A 19,798-nucleotide genomic window follows, 5' to 3' on the forward strand; every position below is an offset into this window, starting at 1 on the left:
GGTTTTAAGAGACACATTTGTCCAACTATTCATTCGATTTGTCCCATTGTCCGGTGCGCAACCCCGGGATATCGGAAATGTCTAAATCGGATGAAGCAATAGTCACTTTTAAAACAAAACAACATGCAACAAAATTTGTACGAAACAAGGCTGGCAAAGCGGCGTTTGCGCTTTCTGGCCGGGTTGCTGCGACCTCTCCTTCTATCACTCGGGATCATGGGTACGGCCGTCGGCGCATTGGCGCAGTCGGAGGCTAAAAGAGTCATTACCGGGACAGTCGTTGCCCTGGAACAAGGTGATGCGATCCCCGGCGTGAGCGTCGTGGTGAAGGGCACGTCCAACGGTACGACCACGAATACCAATGGGGTGTTTTCGATTGAAGCGGCATCGGGCGGTACGCTCGTATTCTCCTTCATCGGGTATGAGACGCAGGAGGTGGCCATCGGAAACAAAACCAAAATCGACGTTAAACTGAAAGAAAGCATTTCCGCCCTGGACGAAGTCGTGGTAGTAGGATACGGCGAGATGAAAAAGACAGACGTTTCCAGCTCACAGGTGACCGTTTCGGGTAAGGATTTGAGCAAAACGATCAATACTTCGCTCGAACAGGGCTTGCAGGGCCGTGCGGCGAACGTACTGGTGCAGCAAAACTCCGGCCAGCCGGGTGCGGCGCCGTCGGTATTGATCCGCGGTCTGAGCTCGCTCACAGGTACCACGCAGCCACTATATGTGATTGATGGTGTGCAGATCAAGCCTGATAACATGAAGGACGACCCCAACAATCGTCCTACCGGATTTTCGAACATCCTTTCGAGCATTAACCCCGACGATATCGAGACGATCAACGTGTTGCAGGGTCCTTCGGCTACCGCCATTTACGGTGCTGTAGGTGCCAACGGGGTGGTCATGATCACCACCAAGCGCGGCAAGGCGGGAGAGGCGAAGATCACGTTCAATTCACTGGTGACCGTTCAGGCGGAACCTAAGCATATCGATGTGATGAATCTGCGGGAATATGCGCAGTTCAGAAACGAAGCTGCGGCGGTGGGCAGCACGGCGAGCGAGCCGCAGTTTGCCGATCCGTCGGTGCTGGGCAATGGTACCGACTGGCAAAGCGCGCTTTTCCGCCCGACAACCCTTCAAAAATACTCGCTGGGCCTCAGCGGTGGTACCGAAAAATCGACCTACTATTTGTCCGGAGAATATTTCAACCAGAAAGGGATTGTAGAAGGTTCGGGTTTCAAACGCTACAATAGCCGTTTGAACCTTGAAAACCAGACGCGCAGCTGGCTGAAAATCGGTGCGAATATGAGTGTGGGTATCACCGAAGAGAAAGTGAATACCAACAACGGGGGCATTATCCAGCTGGCCCTGGACCAGAACCCGAGCGTGCCGGTTACCAACCCCGACGGCAGCTGGGGCGGGCCAACTTCCACGCAGTTCCAGTTTACCAACCCGGTCATGATCTCGAAGATCTACAACGATTACAACCGCCGGACGTCGATTTTGGGAAGCCTTTTTGCAGATGTGAAACTGGCCAAAAACCTTACCTGGCACACCGAAGCGAACGGCAGCGCCGAATTTTTGAAATACTATTCATTCCACCCGTCGTATACCATCGGTGGTTATGTGGTCTCGCAGGATGCAGCCACATCGACCCGCTCGGTGAATACCAATACCTGGTGGAGTTTGCATAGCCGATTAACCTATGATTTAAAACTCGGCCGCCACGGCATTAATCTGATGGCAGGTCACGAGGCGCAGGAGAACGCGTACGAGTCGCTTACCGGTACGCGTAAGAAGTTTATTTCCAATACCATTGAAGAGCTTTCGGGCGGTGACGCATCCGTGATCTCCAACGTGAGCAATGGCAGCGGCAAGGGCGGCGGCTCGCGTGAGTCGTATTTTGCCCGGGTGAATTACAGCTTCAACGAACGCTATTTCTTGCAGGGAACTTACCGGAGGGACGGTTCTTCTTCCTTCCGCGAAGGCCGCCGCTGGGGAAATTTCCCGGCCGTATCGGTGGCATGGCGTGTGTCGGAGGAGCCTTTTCTGAAAAATGTGAAGGAAATCAACGATTTGAAACTGCGTTTCGAGGTAGGACGCTCGGGTAACCAGGGCAGCGGAGGCAATGCGATCTATTCGACCTTGCAAACTGTGCCTACCGGATGGGGAACCGGCTTCCTGGCCTCCAATTTCGCCAACCAGTTCCTGACCTGGGAAAAGGACGACGTGATCAACGGCGGGCTCGATTTGCACATGTTCGGCAACCGCGTGGAGCTGATCGTGGATGCGTACATCAAGAACATTACCAGCCTTATTACGGTTAACTCTTATCCTTTCACCTACGGCGGTGATATCGCTTACTCGCCGGGTTACCTGAGCTGGCCTGCGGTGAATGCAGGTTCGATGAAAAACCGCGGTATCGGCTTTACGCTGAATACTGTCAATATCGATAAAGGTGGTTTTTACTGGAAAATGGGGGTTAACCTTTCGTTCGACCGTAACAAGGTGACTTCACTGCTGAACCCGATCACACCAAGCTGGAATGCCACTTCAGTAGGTTTCAAAACGGAGGTAGGACAGCCTGCCAGCATGATCACCGGCTACATCGCCGACGGCCTTTTCCAGGACGCCAACGATATTAAAAATCACGCGATCCAGACTTCGAACGGCCAGTTGACGATCAACCCGGCGACGGGCAGCTGGGCAGGGGACACCAAGTTCCGCGACCTGAACGGCGATGGTGTGATCGATGCCGAAGACCGCACGGTGATTGGTAACCCGTGGCCGAAATTTACCCTCGGTTTCAACAACAATGTGACCTATAAGAATTTCGAGCTGAATGCATTTTTGACCGGAAGCTTCAAAAACGAGATTCTCAATTACCCGCGCTACCGGGCCGAAATACCCGGCAACGGCGGCGTGTTCGGCAACCAGTGGAAATCGGTGGCTAATTACGCCAAACCAAGCAGCTACAATGCAGCCGATGCAGAAACGGTGACACTCACCAACCCGGGCTATACGATCCCGCGCATCGCGCCAGGTGACCCCAACGCCAACAACCGCATGAATACCAACTTCATCGAGGACGGCACCTACGTACGCCTGAAAAATATCACGATCAGCTACAATTTCCCGAAATCAATGCTGAAAGACTTCTTCATCCGAGGCTTGCGGGCATCGGTAGGGGCGCAGAACCTTTTCACGATCACCAAGTACAAGGGTTATGACCCGGAAATCGGGATGGTAAACTACGGCGGTACTGTGATGGCCGGCATCGATACGGGCCGTTACCCGTCGGTACGCATGTATTCATTCGGTTTGCTGGCTGATTTCTAAGCCGTCAGCTCCAACATTTATTTAAAAAAGATATTCATATGCAATTCAAATACAGATTCATAGCGGCAATCGGAGCGATGATGCTCTTGCAGGGATGCGGCGAGGAATTCCTCAACCATCCGCCGCTGGACGCGATGACCTCGGGTAACTTTTACAAAACCGATGATGAGATCCTGGCAGGAACAGGGCCGCTCTACAATATCGTCTGGTTCGATTTCAACGACAAGGCCAGTATGGCATTCCAGGAAGCCCGCGCCGGTAACCTGAATTCCAACGACCGCACGGCTTATATCAAGCACGCCATTCCGTCGACTGACGTGAATACGCTTTTGCCGGGCTACAAGTCGTTTTACAAAATCATCGCGCAGGCCAACAACGCCTATAAGGCGATCAAAGAAGCCCAGGGCAGTACCGCATCAGCGGCCGTGAAAGCGCAAGGCCTGGGCGAATGCCGTTTCATGCGCGCTACGGCCTATTATTACCTGGTGAGCTCTTGGGGAGCGGTTCCCATTGTGTACGACAATGTGGCGCAGCTCAACACGCCGCCCGTTCGCAACCGGATCGAGGATGTGTGGAAACTTATTATCAATGATTACCGCTTTGCTGCCGAAAACCTGCCGGTAACGACCGTGCAGGGCCGGCTCACCAAATATTCGGCTGAGGGAATGCTCGCACGCATGTACCTCATGCGCTCTGGCCTGAACCAGAACGGTACCCGCAAACAGTCGGACCTGGATAGCGCCAAATACTATGCCGAAAGCGTGATCACGAAAAGCGGTCTCGCGCTCGCACCTACGTATGCGGAGCTGTTCGAGAGCGCCAACCACAATGCGTCGAAGAACAATCCCGAGAGCCTTTTCTCCCTGCAATGGATGCCTGTGAGCAGCCCTTGGGGTGTGAACAACTCATTCCAGGCGTATTTTGCCTATGACGCAAGCATTACCGACCAAGGCGACGGCTGGGGAGCAGCACAGGGGCTGTCGGCCGACCTGGTGAAGTATTTTACTGAAAACCCGGCGGATTCGTTGCGCAGAAAGGCGATCGCGATGTTCGATACCGATGTTTATCCTAATATTAAAAAGGCGACCGGCGGGCTGAAATACAACCGTCCCGGTGCATTGTCGGCTATTAAAAAGTACATTATCGGTTCTCCGGCGGACAATGGCGGACTTGGGGGCTTCATGGCTGCAAATATCAATTCCTACATGCTGCGCCTTGCGGAAGTATACCTGATCTACGCCGACGCCGTACTCGGTAACAGCGCCACCACTTCCGATCCGAAAGCATTGGAGTACTTCAATGCCGTGCGTAAACGTGCCGGTATGCCCGCTAAAACCTCGGTGACTTTCGAGGATATTTTCCGGGAAAGAAGGATCGAAACGGTGTTCGAGGGGAATTCGTGGAACGAGATTGTACGCTGGTACTATTTCAATCCTGCCAAAGCCATAGCCTATACGGCCGCACAGCACAAGGAAAGCTACACGATGACCTACATAGCGGGCTCTATCAATCCCAAAAAATACAATGTGACTTACTCGCCGGCCGAGTATTATCCGCTGACCGACGCCACGCTGTACCTGCCATTCCCTGAAAGCGAGATCGTGAATGCGCCTTCGCTGAAGAACGAGCCGGTTGCTTTTGATTTCAGCAAATTAGTTGACTAATCCAAATCCGTGATCACAATGAATTTCAAAAATATATGCAAAACAGGGCTGGGACTGCTGCTGTCGGTAGGAATGCTGCTATCGTTCCAGAGCTGTAATGACGATGATATCGACGGCGCGCCGGCTATCAGCAATGTGCGGCTGCTTGACCCTACGAAAGCCGACAGTTCGCTGACCGCTGCTGAGCCGGGTAGCCTGATCGTGATCCAGGGGCAGAACCTGGGCAGCGTGCTGAAAGTATATTTCAATGATTTTGAAGCGAGCTTCAACTCGGCACTGGGCAGCAACTCAAATATCATTATTACCATTCCTGCTAATGCGCCTACCAAAGCCGTGGACGCCGGGGTGCCCAACAAAATTAAAGTCGTGACCAAAGGGGGCGAAGCTACCTACGATTTTGTGCTGACCGCGCCGGTACCGGTCATTTCGGGCTTGTATTCCGAGTTTGTGAAGGCCAATGGGACGGTGGTGATCAACGGGGATTACTTTTATAATATCAAATCGGTGAAACTGGGCAGTACCAGCTTGCAGGTGGTGAGCTCGACTGTGAAGCAAATCACGGCCAAAATGCCCGCTACGGCGGCGGTAGACATCATTACCGTCGAAGGAGAGTTTGGTACTGCTAAAACGAGCTTTAAAATGAACGACGCCGTCACCGGAAATATGGTGAATTTTGATGTGCCTGCTACTACCTGGAATGCGGAAGTATGCTGGGGCGGTGCGCCGATCATTGCCGCAACCGATGCGCAGGCCATTTCGGGGAAGTTTTCCAGGATCAAGCAAACCAAATTGCCCGCTGCCGGCTACAACGACGGCTGGGTATTTTCGACCTGTACTTTCGATTTCAAGCTAGCGGCGGGTGACGCTGCAAGCAGGCAATTCAAGTTTGAACATAACATTGCGGAGCCCTGGAAGGCAGGTAAATACGACATTACCATTACCGCCGGCGGCAGCGAGTATGTGTACGCATTCCAGCCCTGGAACTCTACTGAATATGCTTCGGCAGGTTACCAGACCAACGGATGGAAAACGGCGGTCATCGAGCTTTCCGAATTCAAGAATGCTTCGGGCTCTACGATTGCCGACGTCTCCAAAATCACTGACCTGAAAGTGCTGTTCAACACGCCTGACGTGGCCATCGCCTCCTTCAATGGCAGCGTAGACAATTTCAGGATTGTGAAAAAATAGGTAATACGCCGAAAAACGCATTATCCGCCATCGGTTGGGTGCTCGCAATGCTATTGCCGGGTTGCCCGCCGGTGGCCGGACAAATCTTCCGAATGCCGCCATTTTTTTCCTGATCAGGCTCCTGGCGGCCCTGCCGGGCAGTCGGCTGCCAGGAAATTTATCACCCGCTGATGCCGGGTATCATCTTTGAAAAGCACTCCATGTACCACTTAAAGAATCCAGTTCGCAGGTCCCCTTACCGCTTACAATACATTGCTAACAGCTCAACGCCTCAGGCTTATAGCTTAAAGCACATAGCCTACGGCTTACAGCTTATAGCTTACAGCCTTCTGCTATCGCTGCTCACCAGTTTCTATACCAATGCCCAGCATAGCAAACTGGTCAACGAGCCGGTCGATATCAGCGGCGATTTCCGGGATTTTTCCAACACCATTTTCTTCGCTGACAGCCTCGCGGCATTTGATCCTACCACGGGTGCGGGGAAGATCAAATGGAAAAGAAATGAACCGTTTTCGGCCCACAACTTCAATAACTCGATGCTGAGCTACAAGCGCTCATTCAGCAACGAGTTCCCGTCCATTGAATACGCCCAGGATCCTGTTCTGCCATTTTTCATCGAATTCACCTCCCCGCGTACAGTACGGATACGTGCCAACACGGGTGCGCAGGGGCCTGCGTCGGGCCCATCGCTCATGCTCACAGGCGAGCCCGCGAAGGACGCTTCATGGAAGTACAGTAAGGTTAGCGGCGGGCATCAATACACCGGCACTTACGGGTCGGTGACGATTTATGAAAACCCCTGGAAGATCCTTATCCGCGATACCCATGGCAAGGTTTTGACCCAAACCCGCAGCCAGGCCGATGGCAAGGCTTCCTACACACCTACGTTGCCTTTTTCGTTTGTCCGCAGGGCGTCCGACTATTCGCGCAGTGTGGCAGCGGTGTTTTCCATTTCGCCTGACGAGAAGATATTCGGCTGCGGCGAGTCATTCACCCGTCTGGACAAAAACGGGCAGAAACTGGTGCTCTGGACCCACGATCCGAACGGCGTCGAAACGCAGACCATGTACAAACCCATTCCATTTTACCTGAGCTCACGCGGTTATGGTATGTTCATGCACACCACATCGCCCATTACCTGCGATTTCGGGGCTACTTACGGGGAGTCGAATGCGATGCAGATCGGGGACGAAAACCTCGATTTGTTTGTATTCCTTGGGCAGCCCAAAGACATTCTGGATGCCTACACCGACCTTACCGGCAAGGCTTCGATGCCGCCTTTGTGGTCGTTCGGGCTGTGGATGAGCCGCATTACGTATTTCTCCGAGCAGGATGGCCGGAATGTAGCCGCCAAACTTCGCCAAAACCGCATTCCATCCGACGTGATCCATTTCGATACCGGCTGGTTTGAAACCGACTGGCGTTGCGATTACCGGTTCGCACCGAGCCGATTCAAGGATCCGGAAGGGATGATCGCTGACCTGAAAAAACAGGGGTTTCGTACCTCGCTATGGCAGCTACCTTATTTTGTGCCTAAGAACGACCTTTACCCCGAGATCGTAGCGAACGGTTTAGCCGTAAAAAATGCCAACGGAACGTTGCCTTATGAGGACGCAGTACTTGATTTTTCGAACCCGAATACAGTTCAATGGTATGAGGGTAAAATAGCCGGGTTACTCAAACTCGGTGTTTCGGCCATTAAGGTCGATTTTGGAGAGGCAGCGCCGCTATCAGGCATTTACGCGTCGGGACGAACCGGTTTTTATGAGCATAATCTCTATCCGCTGAGATATAACAAGATCGTCTCCGAATTGACCCGTAAAATGACCGGTGACAATATCATATGGGCACGCAGCACGTGGGCAGGTAGCCAGCGCTACCCGATCCATTGGGGAGGCGACGCCGAAACGACCAACAAAGGCATGGAAGCGCAGCTGCGCGGTGGTCTGTCACTTGGACTCTCCGGTTTTACGTTTTGGAGCCACGATATCGGCGGGTTTACCATGAAAACACCGGAAGATCTTTATCGCCGCTGGCTACCGATGGGACTGCTCGCATCGCACAGCCGTACGCACGGGCAAGCGCCCAAGGAGCCGTGGGAATATGGCGAGGACTTTCAAAACTATTTCAGAAAAGCCGTAGAGATGAAGTACAAGCTCATGCCCTACATTTATACCCAATCGAAACTCGCATCGGAGAGAGGTTTGCCGATGGTGCGGGCACTGCTCGTCGAGTTCCCGGACGACGCCGGAGCGTGGCTGGTGGATAATGCGTACATGCTGGGCTCGGACCTACTCGTTGCACCGCTTTTTGAAAACGGCAAAACGCGCAGCGTATATCTGCCGCAAGGGCATTGGACCGATTACCAGACCGGTAAAACTTACGCAAGCGGCTGGCACGAAATCGCAGCCGGGGATTTGGATGTGGTAATTATGGTGCGTGAGGGAGCAGTGCTTCCGCATGTGGGGGTTGCGCAGTCGACGGGGGATATTGACTGGTCGCGCATTACATTGGTGCGTTACGGGGGCGGCGCTAGGGCCAAAGTGCAGCTTTTTTTGCCCGGGCAGGAGCGGGTAAAGGAGCTTGTTCTCACCAAAAAGGGTAGCAAATATGTGGTCAATAGCGATCCGTTCGAAGGGAAAATCAAATGGGCGGTCCGTTGAAAAGTATAAGACTTGCATAGAAATCTATAAGCCGGCCGGCCCTGTACCCGCCAACTTTGCATCCATCAATTAAACAAACCAAAATGATGACAAAGACAGTTTTGATTACAGGCGCTTCTTCGGGATTTGGAAAGGATGCCGTACGGTTATTTCATAAAAACGGATGGAATGTAATCGCTTCGATGCGTTCGCCGGAAAAAGAAACGGAACTGCGCGCGCTTGACCGTGTGGCGCTGGTGCGCCTCGACGTGACAGACGTCGAAAGTATACAAAAGGCAGTCGAAGAAGGTATTTCGCGCTTCGGCAGCATTGATGCCCTGGTGAATAATGCAGGATTTGGCTCGCTGGGCGTGCTGGAAGCGGCTCCGGCGGAGGTGGTACGGCAGCAATTCGATGTGAATGTGTTTGGTGTGATCGAGGTGATCAAAGCGGTGTTGCCGTATATGCGTAGCAACAGGAGCGGGGTGATCATCAACGTGGCCTCGATGGGCGGCCGCATCGCTTTTCCGTTCTCTACATTATATCATGCTACCAAATATGCGGTGGAGGGACTGTCTGAGTCGCTGCAATACGAACTCGAACCGCTGGGCATTCAGGTGAAAATCGTGGAGCCGGGCGGTTATAAAACCGATTTTGCAGGCCGGTCGCTGGCAACTTTTGGTGCGGGCGATCTGTTGGATTATATGCCTGCCTACGACGCTTTTGCCGGACAGGTCGATAACTGGCCGATGTCCGAACGCGTATGGGAAGTGGCCGAGGCTATTTTCGAAGCGGCCAGCGACGGTTCACAGCAGTTGCGTTACCCGGTTGGCGCCGACGCAGTGCAGCTGCTCCAGGCCCGGAAAGAAATGGACGACCTTGCGATCAAAAACCTGATTGCCAGCCATATTTAGCATTAACACTCAGCTGTTTTTCCGTTTATGACCAGCCAGTACCTTGATATCGAAACCATCAGCGGCTTGCACGATTATGTTGGCGCTCCCAGGCCCAGACACCCGTTGATCAGCCTGATCGATAACACCCGGTTTTACGCGCAATGCCCGCGCGCGCTGACGGCCTTCCGGTTTGGGTTTTACACGATCTCCTGCAAGCGCATTCATGGAGTTCTAAAGTATGGGAAAGGGCATTACGATTTCAGTGAGGGCTCTCTGATGTTCACCGCGCCCTGGCAGGTCATAACGGGCAGCATTGAGGAAACGGGCGTCGAGGAGGGTTGGGCGCTTTTTATCCACCCCGATTTGCTCAATGCCACCGAACTTGGAAAAAAGATACACCAATACTCGTTTTTTAACTACGATGTTAATGAAGCATTGCACATTTCCGAGGACGAAAAGCAGCTTATCCGCGACTGCGTGGACAAGATCGAGCGGGAATATTCCCAGAATATCGACAAGCACACGCTGCGGCTCATTACCGGCAATATTGAGCTGCTTCTCAATTACTGCGACCGGTTCTACGACCGCCAGTTTTACACCCGTGCAAAGGTGAGCAACGACCTCGTGCAGCATTTTGAACGACTGTTGAACGATTATTTTGCCAGGGACACGTTGATCGAGACGGGCTTGCCCAATGTTAAGTACTTCGCTTCTGAGCTGAACCTTTCGCCGAATTACTTGTCTGATCTGCTCAACCGCTTTACGGGCAAAACTACCCAGGAGCATATTCATTTGCGGATGATCGACAAAGCAAAATCGCTTTTGTGGGGGACCGAACAGTCGATCAGCGAAATAGCCTATGACCTCGGTTTTGAGCATCCTTCCCATTTTACCAAAATCTTTAAAACCAAAACGGGCAAATCGCCCAGCGCATTCAGGAACCTGAACTGACTAATGGCGTGAAATGCTGCAAATCCGGCGGAAAATGAAGTCCGGATAAAAATAGAGCTTCAACAATGGCCGGGAACCGGCAGACATGGCTAACTTTAGAGGGTTGTGATACCTTTAATCGAAAGCCGATGACAATCAAAACAAAACGCATTTACGAACCCGCTGCGGACACCGATGGCTACCGTATACTGGTAGATCGCCTGTGGCCGCGCGGTCTCACAAAGGAAGCGGCCGGTATTGACCGCTGGATGAAGGAAGTAGCGCCGTCCAACGAGCTGCGAACGTGGTTTCACGCGCATATGGACGAATGGGACGAGTTCAGTGCCCGTTACAGGGCAGAACTGAAAGATTCCGACGCGCTAACTGCATTGCGCGAGACCGTTGCAGATCATAAAGTAGTTACCCTGCTTTTTGCCGCGAAAACAGAAGACCGCAATCAGGCGCTGGTCTTGAAAGAACTGCTGGAAAAAGCCTGATTCATTCAACTCAACGTCCCGATATTACCCTATACCATGCTGCGTTCAGATGAAAATTTTATAGGAATTATTTGGTAAAAAATAGGTATAATCAAAGTAAATTGATTATATTTAAGTAAATCAAAAATCCTCAGACCATGATGCCATTCATTAAAGTTACCGGCGAATTCGACGAAAGCCTGAACGTAAGTGTGGAGAAGATCCTGTACTATATGGGATATAGCCATGGATCCACGATCTGGCTGGCTACCAGTATTTCCCTTCGTGTGAAGGAATGCGAAGAGGATATTAAAAGGCTCATCGAAGAAGCATATATGCAGGAGGCATAAGCCGGAAAGCTGCGTCACTGTATGCAACATCAACCTGTACCAAACAGTGATCGATCGCTGGCGGGAAAGCATAGCCCGTCGGCGATTTTTTTTGCGCCAATCGCAGCGACAGATCAATTGGGAAGGGTATTGAATAGGATTATTTCAATAAGTTAAAATGCCAATATGAAGAATTTTGCGCAAATAGAGAGGGAATTTTTAAATTTGTAAACTATTGATAAACAATAATAGTTAGTATCGGTAATGTAAAATATTGTTCTGATGATGTAATGTGACTGATTGATATTGTTTAGTACTTTACCATTATTGAGGGGCGTATTAATAGATGACTAAAAACCTCCTGAAAATATTGCCTTGAAGGCATTCAGTAAAATTCAATACCATGAAACAAGTAAAAAAGAGTAAAAGCAAAAATGCGCCGGTAGGTTTCCGGGCATTCCTGGGTCAGTTTTTCACAGACCGCGCACCACTAAAAGAAGAAGGTTATTCGGAAAACCGGTACTCGGTCATATATACTTTAAATGAGCAGTACCAGCACATTGGCTGCCCGACACAAGAAGAAGCACAGTTGGTGCAAAGCCTGATGCTGACGGATGAAAACCGTGTTCCTGTGGGGATTTACGACTCACGCACCGATTCGTTTGAATGGGAGATCGTAGGGGAGTACCTCGCAGCCCGGGGTTCAGATAAGCATCAACGTGAACGCGAAGAGGCTATCCTGACCATTGCGCGTGCATTGCGCCGCCGTGACGCGAGCTGGCATCCGGAATATCTGCAGCGTCCAAGCTTTTTTGCCTGAGCGCGGAAGCATTTTTGTTATCGTATCAAAAGCAACTAGGCCGTCTCCTGAGGAGTACGGCCTAGTTGCTTTTTAATGTCGTAGTCTATTACCAGGTAAGGATAACAGAAACATTAGGAAGAATAGAATCAAGCCACAAAAGAAGCTGAGTAAGAGAAAGTCCAATTCCTACCATGATATTGATGAGGTTAGTGTTTTTGTTGCCTACTCGTTTCTAGTGGTTTTCGGCTGTCCCACACCTTGCAAGATGTTGTAATATTAATGCTACACATTATTAAAAGCAAATTCGATAACTCGATGTTTTACTAGGGCCAGATTTGAATCTTGTGATTTGCATGTGTCGGTTGGTGACTCAATTATAAATAGAGTTCTACAAGAATAGTATTTTTTAATTGGCTGATTTGTAACTAATTAAATTAATTGAACTTTGACGGATACTTTTTATTGGAAAAAACCAGATTCTAAATTGGTGTCTCATTTGTGTAGAATAAATTTAGTTATCCTGAATTAAATTTGACCGCCTTTCGGGAATTATGCCACAATGACTGAGAAATGGAGCAGGGTTTTTTCGAGGGATGGTCGGCAAATTTGCAACGTCTGAATGCTTGACTTAACTTTTAGGAAAATTCCAATCGCTTGAAACTGATGAAAAGATTTCTGCTTCTGCTTGCGCTTACAATCATCTTTGCGGCTTCCAAACCACGCAAAATCACCTGGGTGGCTATTGGCGATTCGATTACTTACCTGAATGACCACCAGAACGAAACCGGGAATCGCGTCACAAAGGGCTACCTGACGTTGATTTCAGAGAAATTTCCACAGGTTACTTATGTCAACCAGGGTCACAACGGGTGGACATCTGTGAACATTGCTGACAAAATCGAGTCACTGGGACTTGTCGAGGCAGACGTTTACACGGTTTTTCTGGGAACGAACGATTGGTGGCAGGGGAAGCCGCTCGGCACGATCGCAGATTACGAGCAGGGAAAGGGGAGCGGAACGGTTTATGGTGCGTTCAGGGTCATTACCGATAAATTGAAGCACCTTAATAAGAAGGCAAAGATTATCCTGATCACGCCCATGCAACGGGGAGACTTCGTGTATATTAACAGCTATAAAAACAATGCGTTCGGATCGTACAAACCTAAGAATGGTCAGACTTTGGAGCAGTTTGCGAATGCGGTTGTGGAAATAGGGAAGAAGGAAAAGGTACCCGTTGTGGATCTGTATCATAACAGCGGCATCAATCTGGACAACATGGTCCGTTTCAAGCGCCTGAAAGACCCGCAAAGCGGCGCCTATAAAGATTTCAAGTACCCTGATTATATCGACGTGCCATTCAATCCGGAAACGGACGAGTATCCCTATCCTGAGCAATCCATCGATATGACCTACGACGGCCTGCACCCGTCCGATAAAGGGTATGAGGTGATTGCTGAAATGCTGATCAAGAAGTGGAAAGGGTTGAAATAATGCCCTTGGGTTATTCTGATTTTGGCTGGGTAATATGGGATTTGAGGTCAGCCAATAAGTTATACAGCGAGGTGTTGATGCCGTCATTATCCGCTTTTGCTATTTGAAGCGCTGTTTCGGCCTCTTTACGTTTTTTGCGGTTGCTTTCCGTTTTGACGATCTGCTCTTTGGCGATGATATTGTCGTTCTCTTTGGCGGTCAATCTGACCGGGCTGTGTTCGGCAGATACTCCATCCAGCGTAGTAATGCGTGCGTCGTACTGGCTGTCTTTGTATTGAACGCCGAGGTCAAACCGTATGTACTGATAATCGGAGTGGATTACTGGTATATAGCTGGTAATGAGTATGATGCCTGCCTGAGTGTCGTCGCTGGTAATGGCATTCTCCGCATTGCCGAATCGCCTTTCCACCCAGTCCCTGATTTTTTGATGAAGTTGGGCCTTGCTGTATTGAGGCAGTCCCGAATCGGTGTAGCTGATGTTGTTTTTGGAGTCGAGCGGCAACCGGCCGTCCTGTGCGAAAGTGTGGGTGGCTGCAAGGAGCATCGCGAAAAGAAGCAGGTGTTTCAAGACAAAATGTTGGATTGGTGAATGGGCAAATATAACGGAAAACATTTTCGCGGTCCGTTCAGCGACTTCCTATTTGGACCGGTTTTTTAAAATGCAATGATTTGGTTACTTTTAACTACACTAAACTCAACAGGTTATGGCTAGTTTTAAAAACGTTTCGTTTGCAATTGCGCTGCTTATTTGCGCTTCGTTCACTGTGTTGCACCACGGTTGGGCCGATTATGACCAGACCAAGCCGACAGATTTTAAAGCCAAAATCGAGGACCTTACCTACGAAAACCCGCACGTGCTCGCCAAAGTCATGTATAATAAAGAGCTTACCACCGTGTATCTCGCGCCGGTGACCCGAATGGAGTCGCGCGGGTTGAATGCGGATATGATTAAAAAGGGTACGACAATTCGGTTTGTGGCCTATCCGCATAAAACCGAAAAAAACGAAATGCGCGCTGAACGCATTTTTGTGGGTAAGGACAAGTACGAGCTTCGTTAGGCGTGCCGTCGTATCATCAATGGCTCGAATGGCTGGAAAAATCGGCGTGGGCCGTAGGCATTCGCCAATCGCTATGGCTGTATCCGGCCCTTGAAATAGTTCATATTTTGGGTATTGTACTCCTGGTAGGCGCAGCGTTCCTTTTTGATCTGCGCCTGCTGGGTTTTTCGCGTAATATGCCTGTTACTGCACTTTCAAAGCACTTGCTTCCCTGGTCGCAGCGCGGATTGGTTTTAATTATTCCCTCGGGAATTTTGTTGTTCCTGACCAATGCACAAGCGCTGGGAGTCGATCCGGTTTTCTGGACAAAAGTCGGTTTGATCGCAGTTGCCGCGCTGAATGTGTTTGTATTTCACCGGGTTATCTACAAGCCGTTCAAGCGCCATGGTGCACATGGAGAGCTTCCGTATGCGGCACGGGTTTGCGGAGGTGTTTCGATTATTGTATGGGTGGCGGTGGTGGCTTGCGGGAGGTTGCTGGCATATTGAGTAAATCCGTTCAATTTTATATATTTGGTTAGGCAAATTGACCCAGTTATGCATACGATAATCGAAGGTATTTACGAAAACGGAAAAGTGACTTTAGATCACAAACCGGACGTAGCCGTAAAACCGAAAGTGAAGGTTATTTTCGAAGAAGCTGACGCTGCTGTGGCGGCGCCGGTTAAGCGTCCATTCGGTATAGGAAAAGGAACAATTGAACTGGCGCCGGATTTTGACGAACCGTTAGATGATTTGAAAGAATATATGTAGATGAAATTTTTGCTGGACACACACACTTTACTCTGGTTCATCGAGGGGCATACCCAAATGTCGTTCAAAGCCAGGGAAATCATTGAAAACCCCAGAAACAAAGTTGTGGTGAGCTCCGCGAGTTTATTTGAGATTGCTATTAAACTAAAAATTGGCAAACTCGCGTTGCGAAAATCCTTGTCAGGCTTTCTGGAAGATGTCGAAAACGCCCGGATTGAAATTGTCCCTATTTTAAATTCTCATTTGGCCGCATATCAATTACTTCCGGACCTTCCGGATCATCGCGACCCCTTCGACCGTTTAATCCTTGCCACCAGCATTAGTGAAGGTGCTGAGCTAATCAGCAAAGCCCCCAAATTCAAAAGCTACCGTGACTTCGTGTCTATCATTTGGTGACTGAAAATTGTGTCTCACCGGGAACGACACACCTTGCCGCTGCTGTTACCATAATGCAACACCAATTTTCATTCTTCCTATGGCCTTCGGCGATTTTTATCGTACCTTTGCGCCTTAATTGGACATCATGATTTACTTCTTCACTGGCGGGGACGAAACCGTCTTTGCACTACAAACCGAGCGAACGCTCACTGCCTCCGATTCCTCTAAATTAAGCTGGCTGTTCGGCGGCGCAGAACTCCGCAAGGAGACCGTTCTCACAGATTTTTTCGTCGGGCCGCGCGCTGCTATGATCACGCCGTGGAGTACCAATGCCGTCGAAATCACCCAGAATATGGGCCTGGAAGGCATTGTACGCATCGAGGAATTCAAGAAAGTAAGCGCCGATTTCACGGATTTCGATCCGATGCTTTCGCAGAAATACAGCGAATTGAACCAGGATATTTACACGATCAATATCAAACCTGAGCCCATTCAGGAAATCGACGATATTGGTGCCTATAACAAACAAGAGGGGTTGGCATTGAGCGATGAGGAGGTTGATTACCTCAACGGTCTCGCCGAGAAGCTGGGTCGCAAATTGACTGACTCCGAGGTGTTTGGTTTCTCGCAAGTGAACTCCGAGCACTGCCGCCACAAGATATTCAATGGCGTATTCGTGATCGACGGTCAGGAACAGCCGGTATCGCTCTTCAAACTGATTCGCAAGACTTCCGAAACGAACCCGAACTCGATCGTTTCGGCCTATAAAGACAACGTAGCGTTCCTGAAAGGTCCTGTGGTGCAGCAGTTTGCACCGAAACGTCCGGATGTGCCCGAGTACTACGAAATCAAGGACTTTGAGTCCGTACTCTCATTGAAAGCGGAAACACACAACTTCCCGACCACGGTGGAGCCATTCAATGGTGCTGCAACAGGCTCAGGTGGCGAAATCCGCGACCGCCTCGCAGGCGGCCAGGGCGCGATCCCGCTCGCGGGTACGGCTGTGTACATGACCGCGCTTTCACGATTGGAAGAAAACAGGCCGTGGGAAAAAGGCGTTGAAGAGCGTCAATGGCTGTATCAGACGCCGATGGATATTTTGATCAAGGCATCCAATGGCGCTACTGATTTTGGCAACAAATTCGGTCAGCCGCTGATCGTCGGTTCTGTGTTGACATTCGAACACGAAGAAGACGGCCGCAAGCTGGGTTACGACAAAGTAATCATGCAGGCCGGTGGTATTGGTTATGGAAAAGCCGATCAGGCCAAAAAACATACGCCTGCCACCGGCGACAAGGTGGTGGTAATGGGTGGTGAAAACTACCGGATCGGGATGGGCGGCGCAGCTGTCTCGTCTGCGGATACCGGCGCGTTTGGTTCAGGTATTGAATTGAATGCAATCCAGCGTTCCAATCCTGAAATGCAGAAACGCGTAGCCAATGCCGTGCGCGGAATGGTAGAAAGCGGCAACAATACCATTGTTTCCATCCACGACCACGGTGCGGGCGGGCATTTGAACTGCTTGTCCGAGCTGGTGGAAGAAACAGGCGGTAAGATCGACCTCGACAAGCTGCCGGTAGGCGACCCTACACTTTCTGCCAAAGAAATCATTGGTAACGAATCCCAGGAAAGAATGGGGCTCGTGATCAGCCAGGACGATATCGATTTCCTCCAGCGCATCGCTGACCGCGAACGCGCGCCGATGTACACGGTGGGAGAGGTGACGGGCGATCACCGTTTCACATTCGAATCGTCAACCACCGGTGCCAAGCCGATGGACCTGGCGATGGATGAGATGTTCGGTAGCTCACCGAAAACTTACATGCGCGACAAAACCGTGGAGCGTACTTACGAAGCGGTTCAGTACGACACTGCTAAACTGCACGAGTACCTTGAACAAATGCTGCAACTCGAAGCTGTTGCCTCGAAAGACTGGTTGACCAACAAGGTTGACCGTTGCGTAGGTGGCCATGTGGCCAAACAGCAGACTGCGGGACCGCTGCAATTGCCTTTGAACAACGTCGGCGTAATGGCACTCGACTTCCAGGGTAAGGATGGTATCGCAACTTCGATCGGCCACGCGCCGCTTTCAGCATTGATCGATCCGGCAGCAGGTAGCCGCAACGCGGTAGCAGAAGCGCTGTCCAATATCGTTTGGGCGCCATTGAAAGACGGGCTGGCGACGGTTTCTCTCTCAGCCAACTGGATGTGGGCTTGTAAAAACGAAGGCGAGGATGCACGTTTGTACAAAGCAGTACAGGCTTGCTCTGATTTCGCGATCAGCCTCGGTATCAACATCCCGACAGGAAAAGACTCCCTGTCGATGAAACAGAAATACAAAGACGGCGATGTGATCGCGCCGGGTACCGTCATCATTTCGGCCGGCGGGCATTGCGACGACATTACAGCCGTTGTAGAGCCGGTATTGCGCAAATCGGGCGGTTCTATTTACTATATCAACCTCTCGGGCGACAAATTCAAACTTGGTGGCTCGTCGTTTGCCCAGATACTGAACAAGATCGGTTCTGAAACACCGGACATTCAGGACGCGGCGCAATTCAAAGCGACGTTCAATGCAATCCAGCAGTTGATCAAAGCCGGTAAAATCCAGGCTGGTCACGATATAGGCAGCGGCGGTCTGATCACCACTCTGCTCGAAATGTGCTTCGCCGACCGCGATCTGGGTGCTTCCATTGACTTGTCGGTGCTTGGCGATCAGGATATTATCGAGAAACTGTTCTCGGAAAATATCGGTATCGTATTCCAGGCTGACGAATCGGCAGAAGCTGCACTTGCGGAAAACGGCATTGCATTTCACAAAATCGGAACCGTGAACCTGGCTTCTACACTGACAGTGAAAGACGCCACAGGCAAATGGGACTTCGATATCGACCATCTACGCGATGTTTGGTTCAAAACTTCTTATCTGTTAGATCAGAAACAAACCGGTAACGGCCTGGCGAAAGAGCGTTTTGACAACTATAAGCACCACGTGCTGCGCTACAAATTCCCGGCTCAGTTCGACGGCAAAAAGCCTGTAATCGACCCTTCGAAGCCGCGTCCGAAAGCGGCAGTACTACGTGAAAAAGGAAGCAATTCCGAACGCGAGCTTGCCAATGCCATGTACCTGGCTGGCTTCGACGTGAAAGATGTTCACATGACTGACCTCATTTCGGGCCGTGAGACTTTGGAAGATATCCAGTTTATTGGTGCCGTGGGCGGTTTCTCTAACTCTGACGTTCTTGGATCGGCAAAAGGTTGGGCAGGCGCATTCCTGTATAATGAGAAAGCCAAAATCGCGCTTGAAAATTTCTTCAAACGGGAGGACACGCTTTCAGTCGGAATCTGTAACGGTTGCCAGCTCTTTATTGAACTTGGTCTGATCAATCCGGATCACCAAGAGAAGCCGAAAATGCTGCACAATGCGAGTCATAAGCACGAGAGTATTTTTACTTCGATGACCGTTCAGCCCAATAACTCGGTAATGCTTTCGTCGCTCGCGGGTAGCACGCTGGGCGTGTGGGTATCGCACGGGGAAGGCCGCTTCCAGTTACCCTTGGCTGAAAGTGAGTATAATATCGTTTCTAAATATGGATACGAGACCTATCCTGCCAACCCGAACGGCTCGGATTACAATACAGCCATTTTGTGCGACAATACCGGCCGGCATTTGGTAACCATGCCGCATATCGAGCGCTCGCTGTTCCAGTGGCACTGGGCACATTATCCGGAAGGGCGCAAAGATGAAGTTTCGCCGTGGATGGAAGCATTCGTGAATGCACGGAAGTGGATTGAAGAGCGGAATAAATAATATTTTAGGAGGGAGAGGGAAAAGGGAGGAAGGCGCTTC

General features: G+C 50.6%; 16 protein-coding genes. 15 read left to right on the forward strand and 1 reads right to left on the reverse strand.

The genetic code is table 11. The features are described from left to right. Positions 1-123 precede the first annotated feature (123 nt). From ACQ4MZ_RS14015 to ACQ4MZ_RS14060, 10 genes are all read left to right on the forward strand, one after another. Positions 124-3,342 (forward strand): SusC/RagA family TonB-linked outer membrane protein, encoded by a 3,219-nt coding sequence (locus tag ACQ4MZ_RS14015; RefSeq protein WP_430845697.1) that lies wholly within the window; start codon positions 124-126, stop codon positions 3,340-3,342. A 38-nt stretch (positions 3,343-3,380) separates the two neighbouring features. After that, entirely contained in the window at positions 3,381-5,006 is a 1,626-nt protein-coding gene (locus ACQ4MZ_RS14020; protein ID WP_430845698.1) for a RagB/SusD family nutrient uptake outer membrane protein, read from the forward strand. 18 nt (positions 5,007-5,024) lie between these two features. Next, positions 5,025-6,194, forward strand: coding sequence for a glycan-binding surface protein (locus ACQ4MZ_RS14025; RefSeq protein WP_430845699.1), 1,170 nt, complete (start codon positions 5,025-5,027; stop codon positions 6,192-6,194). A 200-nt stretch (positions 6,195-6,394) separates the two neighbouring features. Next, entirely contained in the window at positions 6,395-8,857 is a 2,463-nt protein-coding gene (locus ACQ4MZ_RS14030; protein WP_430845700.1) for a TIM-barrel domain-containing protein, read from the forward strand. An 83-nt stretch (positions 8,858-8,940) separates the two neighbouring features. Next, a complete protein-coding gene (locus tag ACQ4MZ_RS14035; protein WP_430845701.1) occupies positions 8,941-9,750 on the forward strand; it encodes an SDR family oxidoreductase in 810 nt (269 codons plus the stop codon). 27 nt (positions 9,751-9,777) lie between these two features. Continuing rightward, positions 9,778-10,683, forward strand: coding sequence for a helix-turn-helix domain-containing protein (locus ACQ4MZ_RS14040; protein ID WP_430845702.1), 906 nt, complete (start codon positions 9,778-9,780; stop codon positions 10,681-10,683). Between the two features lie 128 nt (positions 10,684-10,811). Beyond that, positions 10,812-11,159 (forward strand): DUF488 domain-containing protein, encoded by a 348-nt coding sequence (locus ACQ4MZ_RS14045; protein WP_430845703.1) that lies wholly within the window; start codon positions 10,812-10,814, stop codon positions 11,157-11,159. A 137-nt stretch (positions 11,160-11,296) separates the two neighbouring features. After that, entirely contained in the window at positions 11,297-11,488 is a 192-nt protein-coding gene (locus ACQ4MZ_RS14050; protein WP_106595025.1) for a hypothetical protein, read from the forward strand. 382 nt (positions 11,489-11,870) lie between these two features. Further along, entirely contained in the window at positions 11,871-12,287 is a 417-nt protein-coding gene (locus ACQ4MZ_RS14055; protein ID WP_430845704.1) for a hypothetical protein, read from the forward strand. Between the two features lie 645 nt (positions 12,288-12,932). Next, positions 12,933-13,760, forward strand: a complete 828-nt coding sequence (locus ACQ4MZ_RS14060) for an SGNH/GDSL hydrolase family protein (protein ID WP_430845705.1) — start codon at positions 12,933-12,935, stop codon at positions 13,758-13,760. Between the two features lie 10 nt (positions 13,761-13,770). Here ACQ4MZ_RS14060 and ACQ4MZ_RS14065 read toward each other — a convergent pair whose 3' ends face one another. Next, positions 13,771-14,328 carry a DUF4468 domain-containing protein gene (locus ACQ4MZ_RS14065; protein ID WP_430845706.1) on the reverse strand — a complete coding sequence of 186 codons (558 nt, stop codon included), beginning with the start codon at positions 14,326-14,328 and terminating at the stop codon, positions 13,771-13,773. 136 nt (positions 14,329-14,464) lie between these two features. Between ACQ4MZ_RS14065 and ACQ4MZ_RS14070 the strand changes: the two genes are divergently transcribed. From ACQ4MZ_RS14070 to purL, 5 genes are all read left to right on the forward strand, one after another. After that, entirely contained in the window at positions 14,465-14,818 is a 354-nt protein-coding gene (locus tag ACQ4MZ_RS14070; RefSeq protein WP_430845707.1) for a DUF6152 family protein, read from the forward strand. Positions 14,819-14,820: 2 nt separating this feature from the next. Next, on the forward strand, positions 14,821-15,306 hold the full coding sequence (locus ACQ4MZ_RS14075; RefSeq protein WP_430845708.1) for a DUF6644 family protein: 486 nt from the start codon (positions 14,821-14,823) through the stop codon (positions 15,304-15,306). A gap of 48 nt (positions 15,307-15,354) precedes the next feature. Further along, positions 15,355-15,570, forward strand: a complete 216-nt coding sequence (locus ACQ4MZ_RS14080; RefSeq protein WP_430845709.1) for a hypothetical protein — start codon at positions 15,355-15,357, stop codon at positions 15,568-15,570. After that, positions 15,571-15,966 carry a type II toxin-antitoxin system VapC family toxin gene (locus tag ACQ4MZ_RS14085; RefSeq protein ID WP_430845710.1) on the forward strand — a complete coding sequence of 132 codons (396 nt, stop codon included), beginning with the start codon at positions 15,571-15,573 and terminating at the stop codon, positions 15,964-15,966. 127 nt (positions 15,967-16,093) lie between these two features. Continuing rightward, complete coding sequence (gene purL, locus ACQ4MZ_RS14090) at positions 16,094-19,759, forward strand: phosphoribosylformylglycinamidine synthase (RefSeq protein ID WP_430845711.1); 3,666 nt, start codon at positions 16,094-16,096, stop codon at positions 19,757-19,759. Positions 19,760-19,798 lie beyond the last annotated feature (39 nt).

The organism is Dyadobacter sp. BHUBP1 (assembly GCF_050587785.1).
Lineage (GTDB): Bacteria > Bacteroidota > Bacteroidia > Cytophagales > Spirosomataceae > Dyadobacter.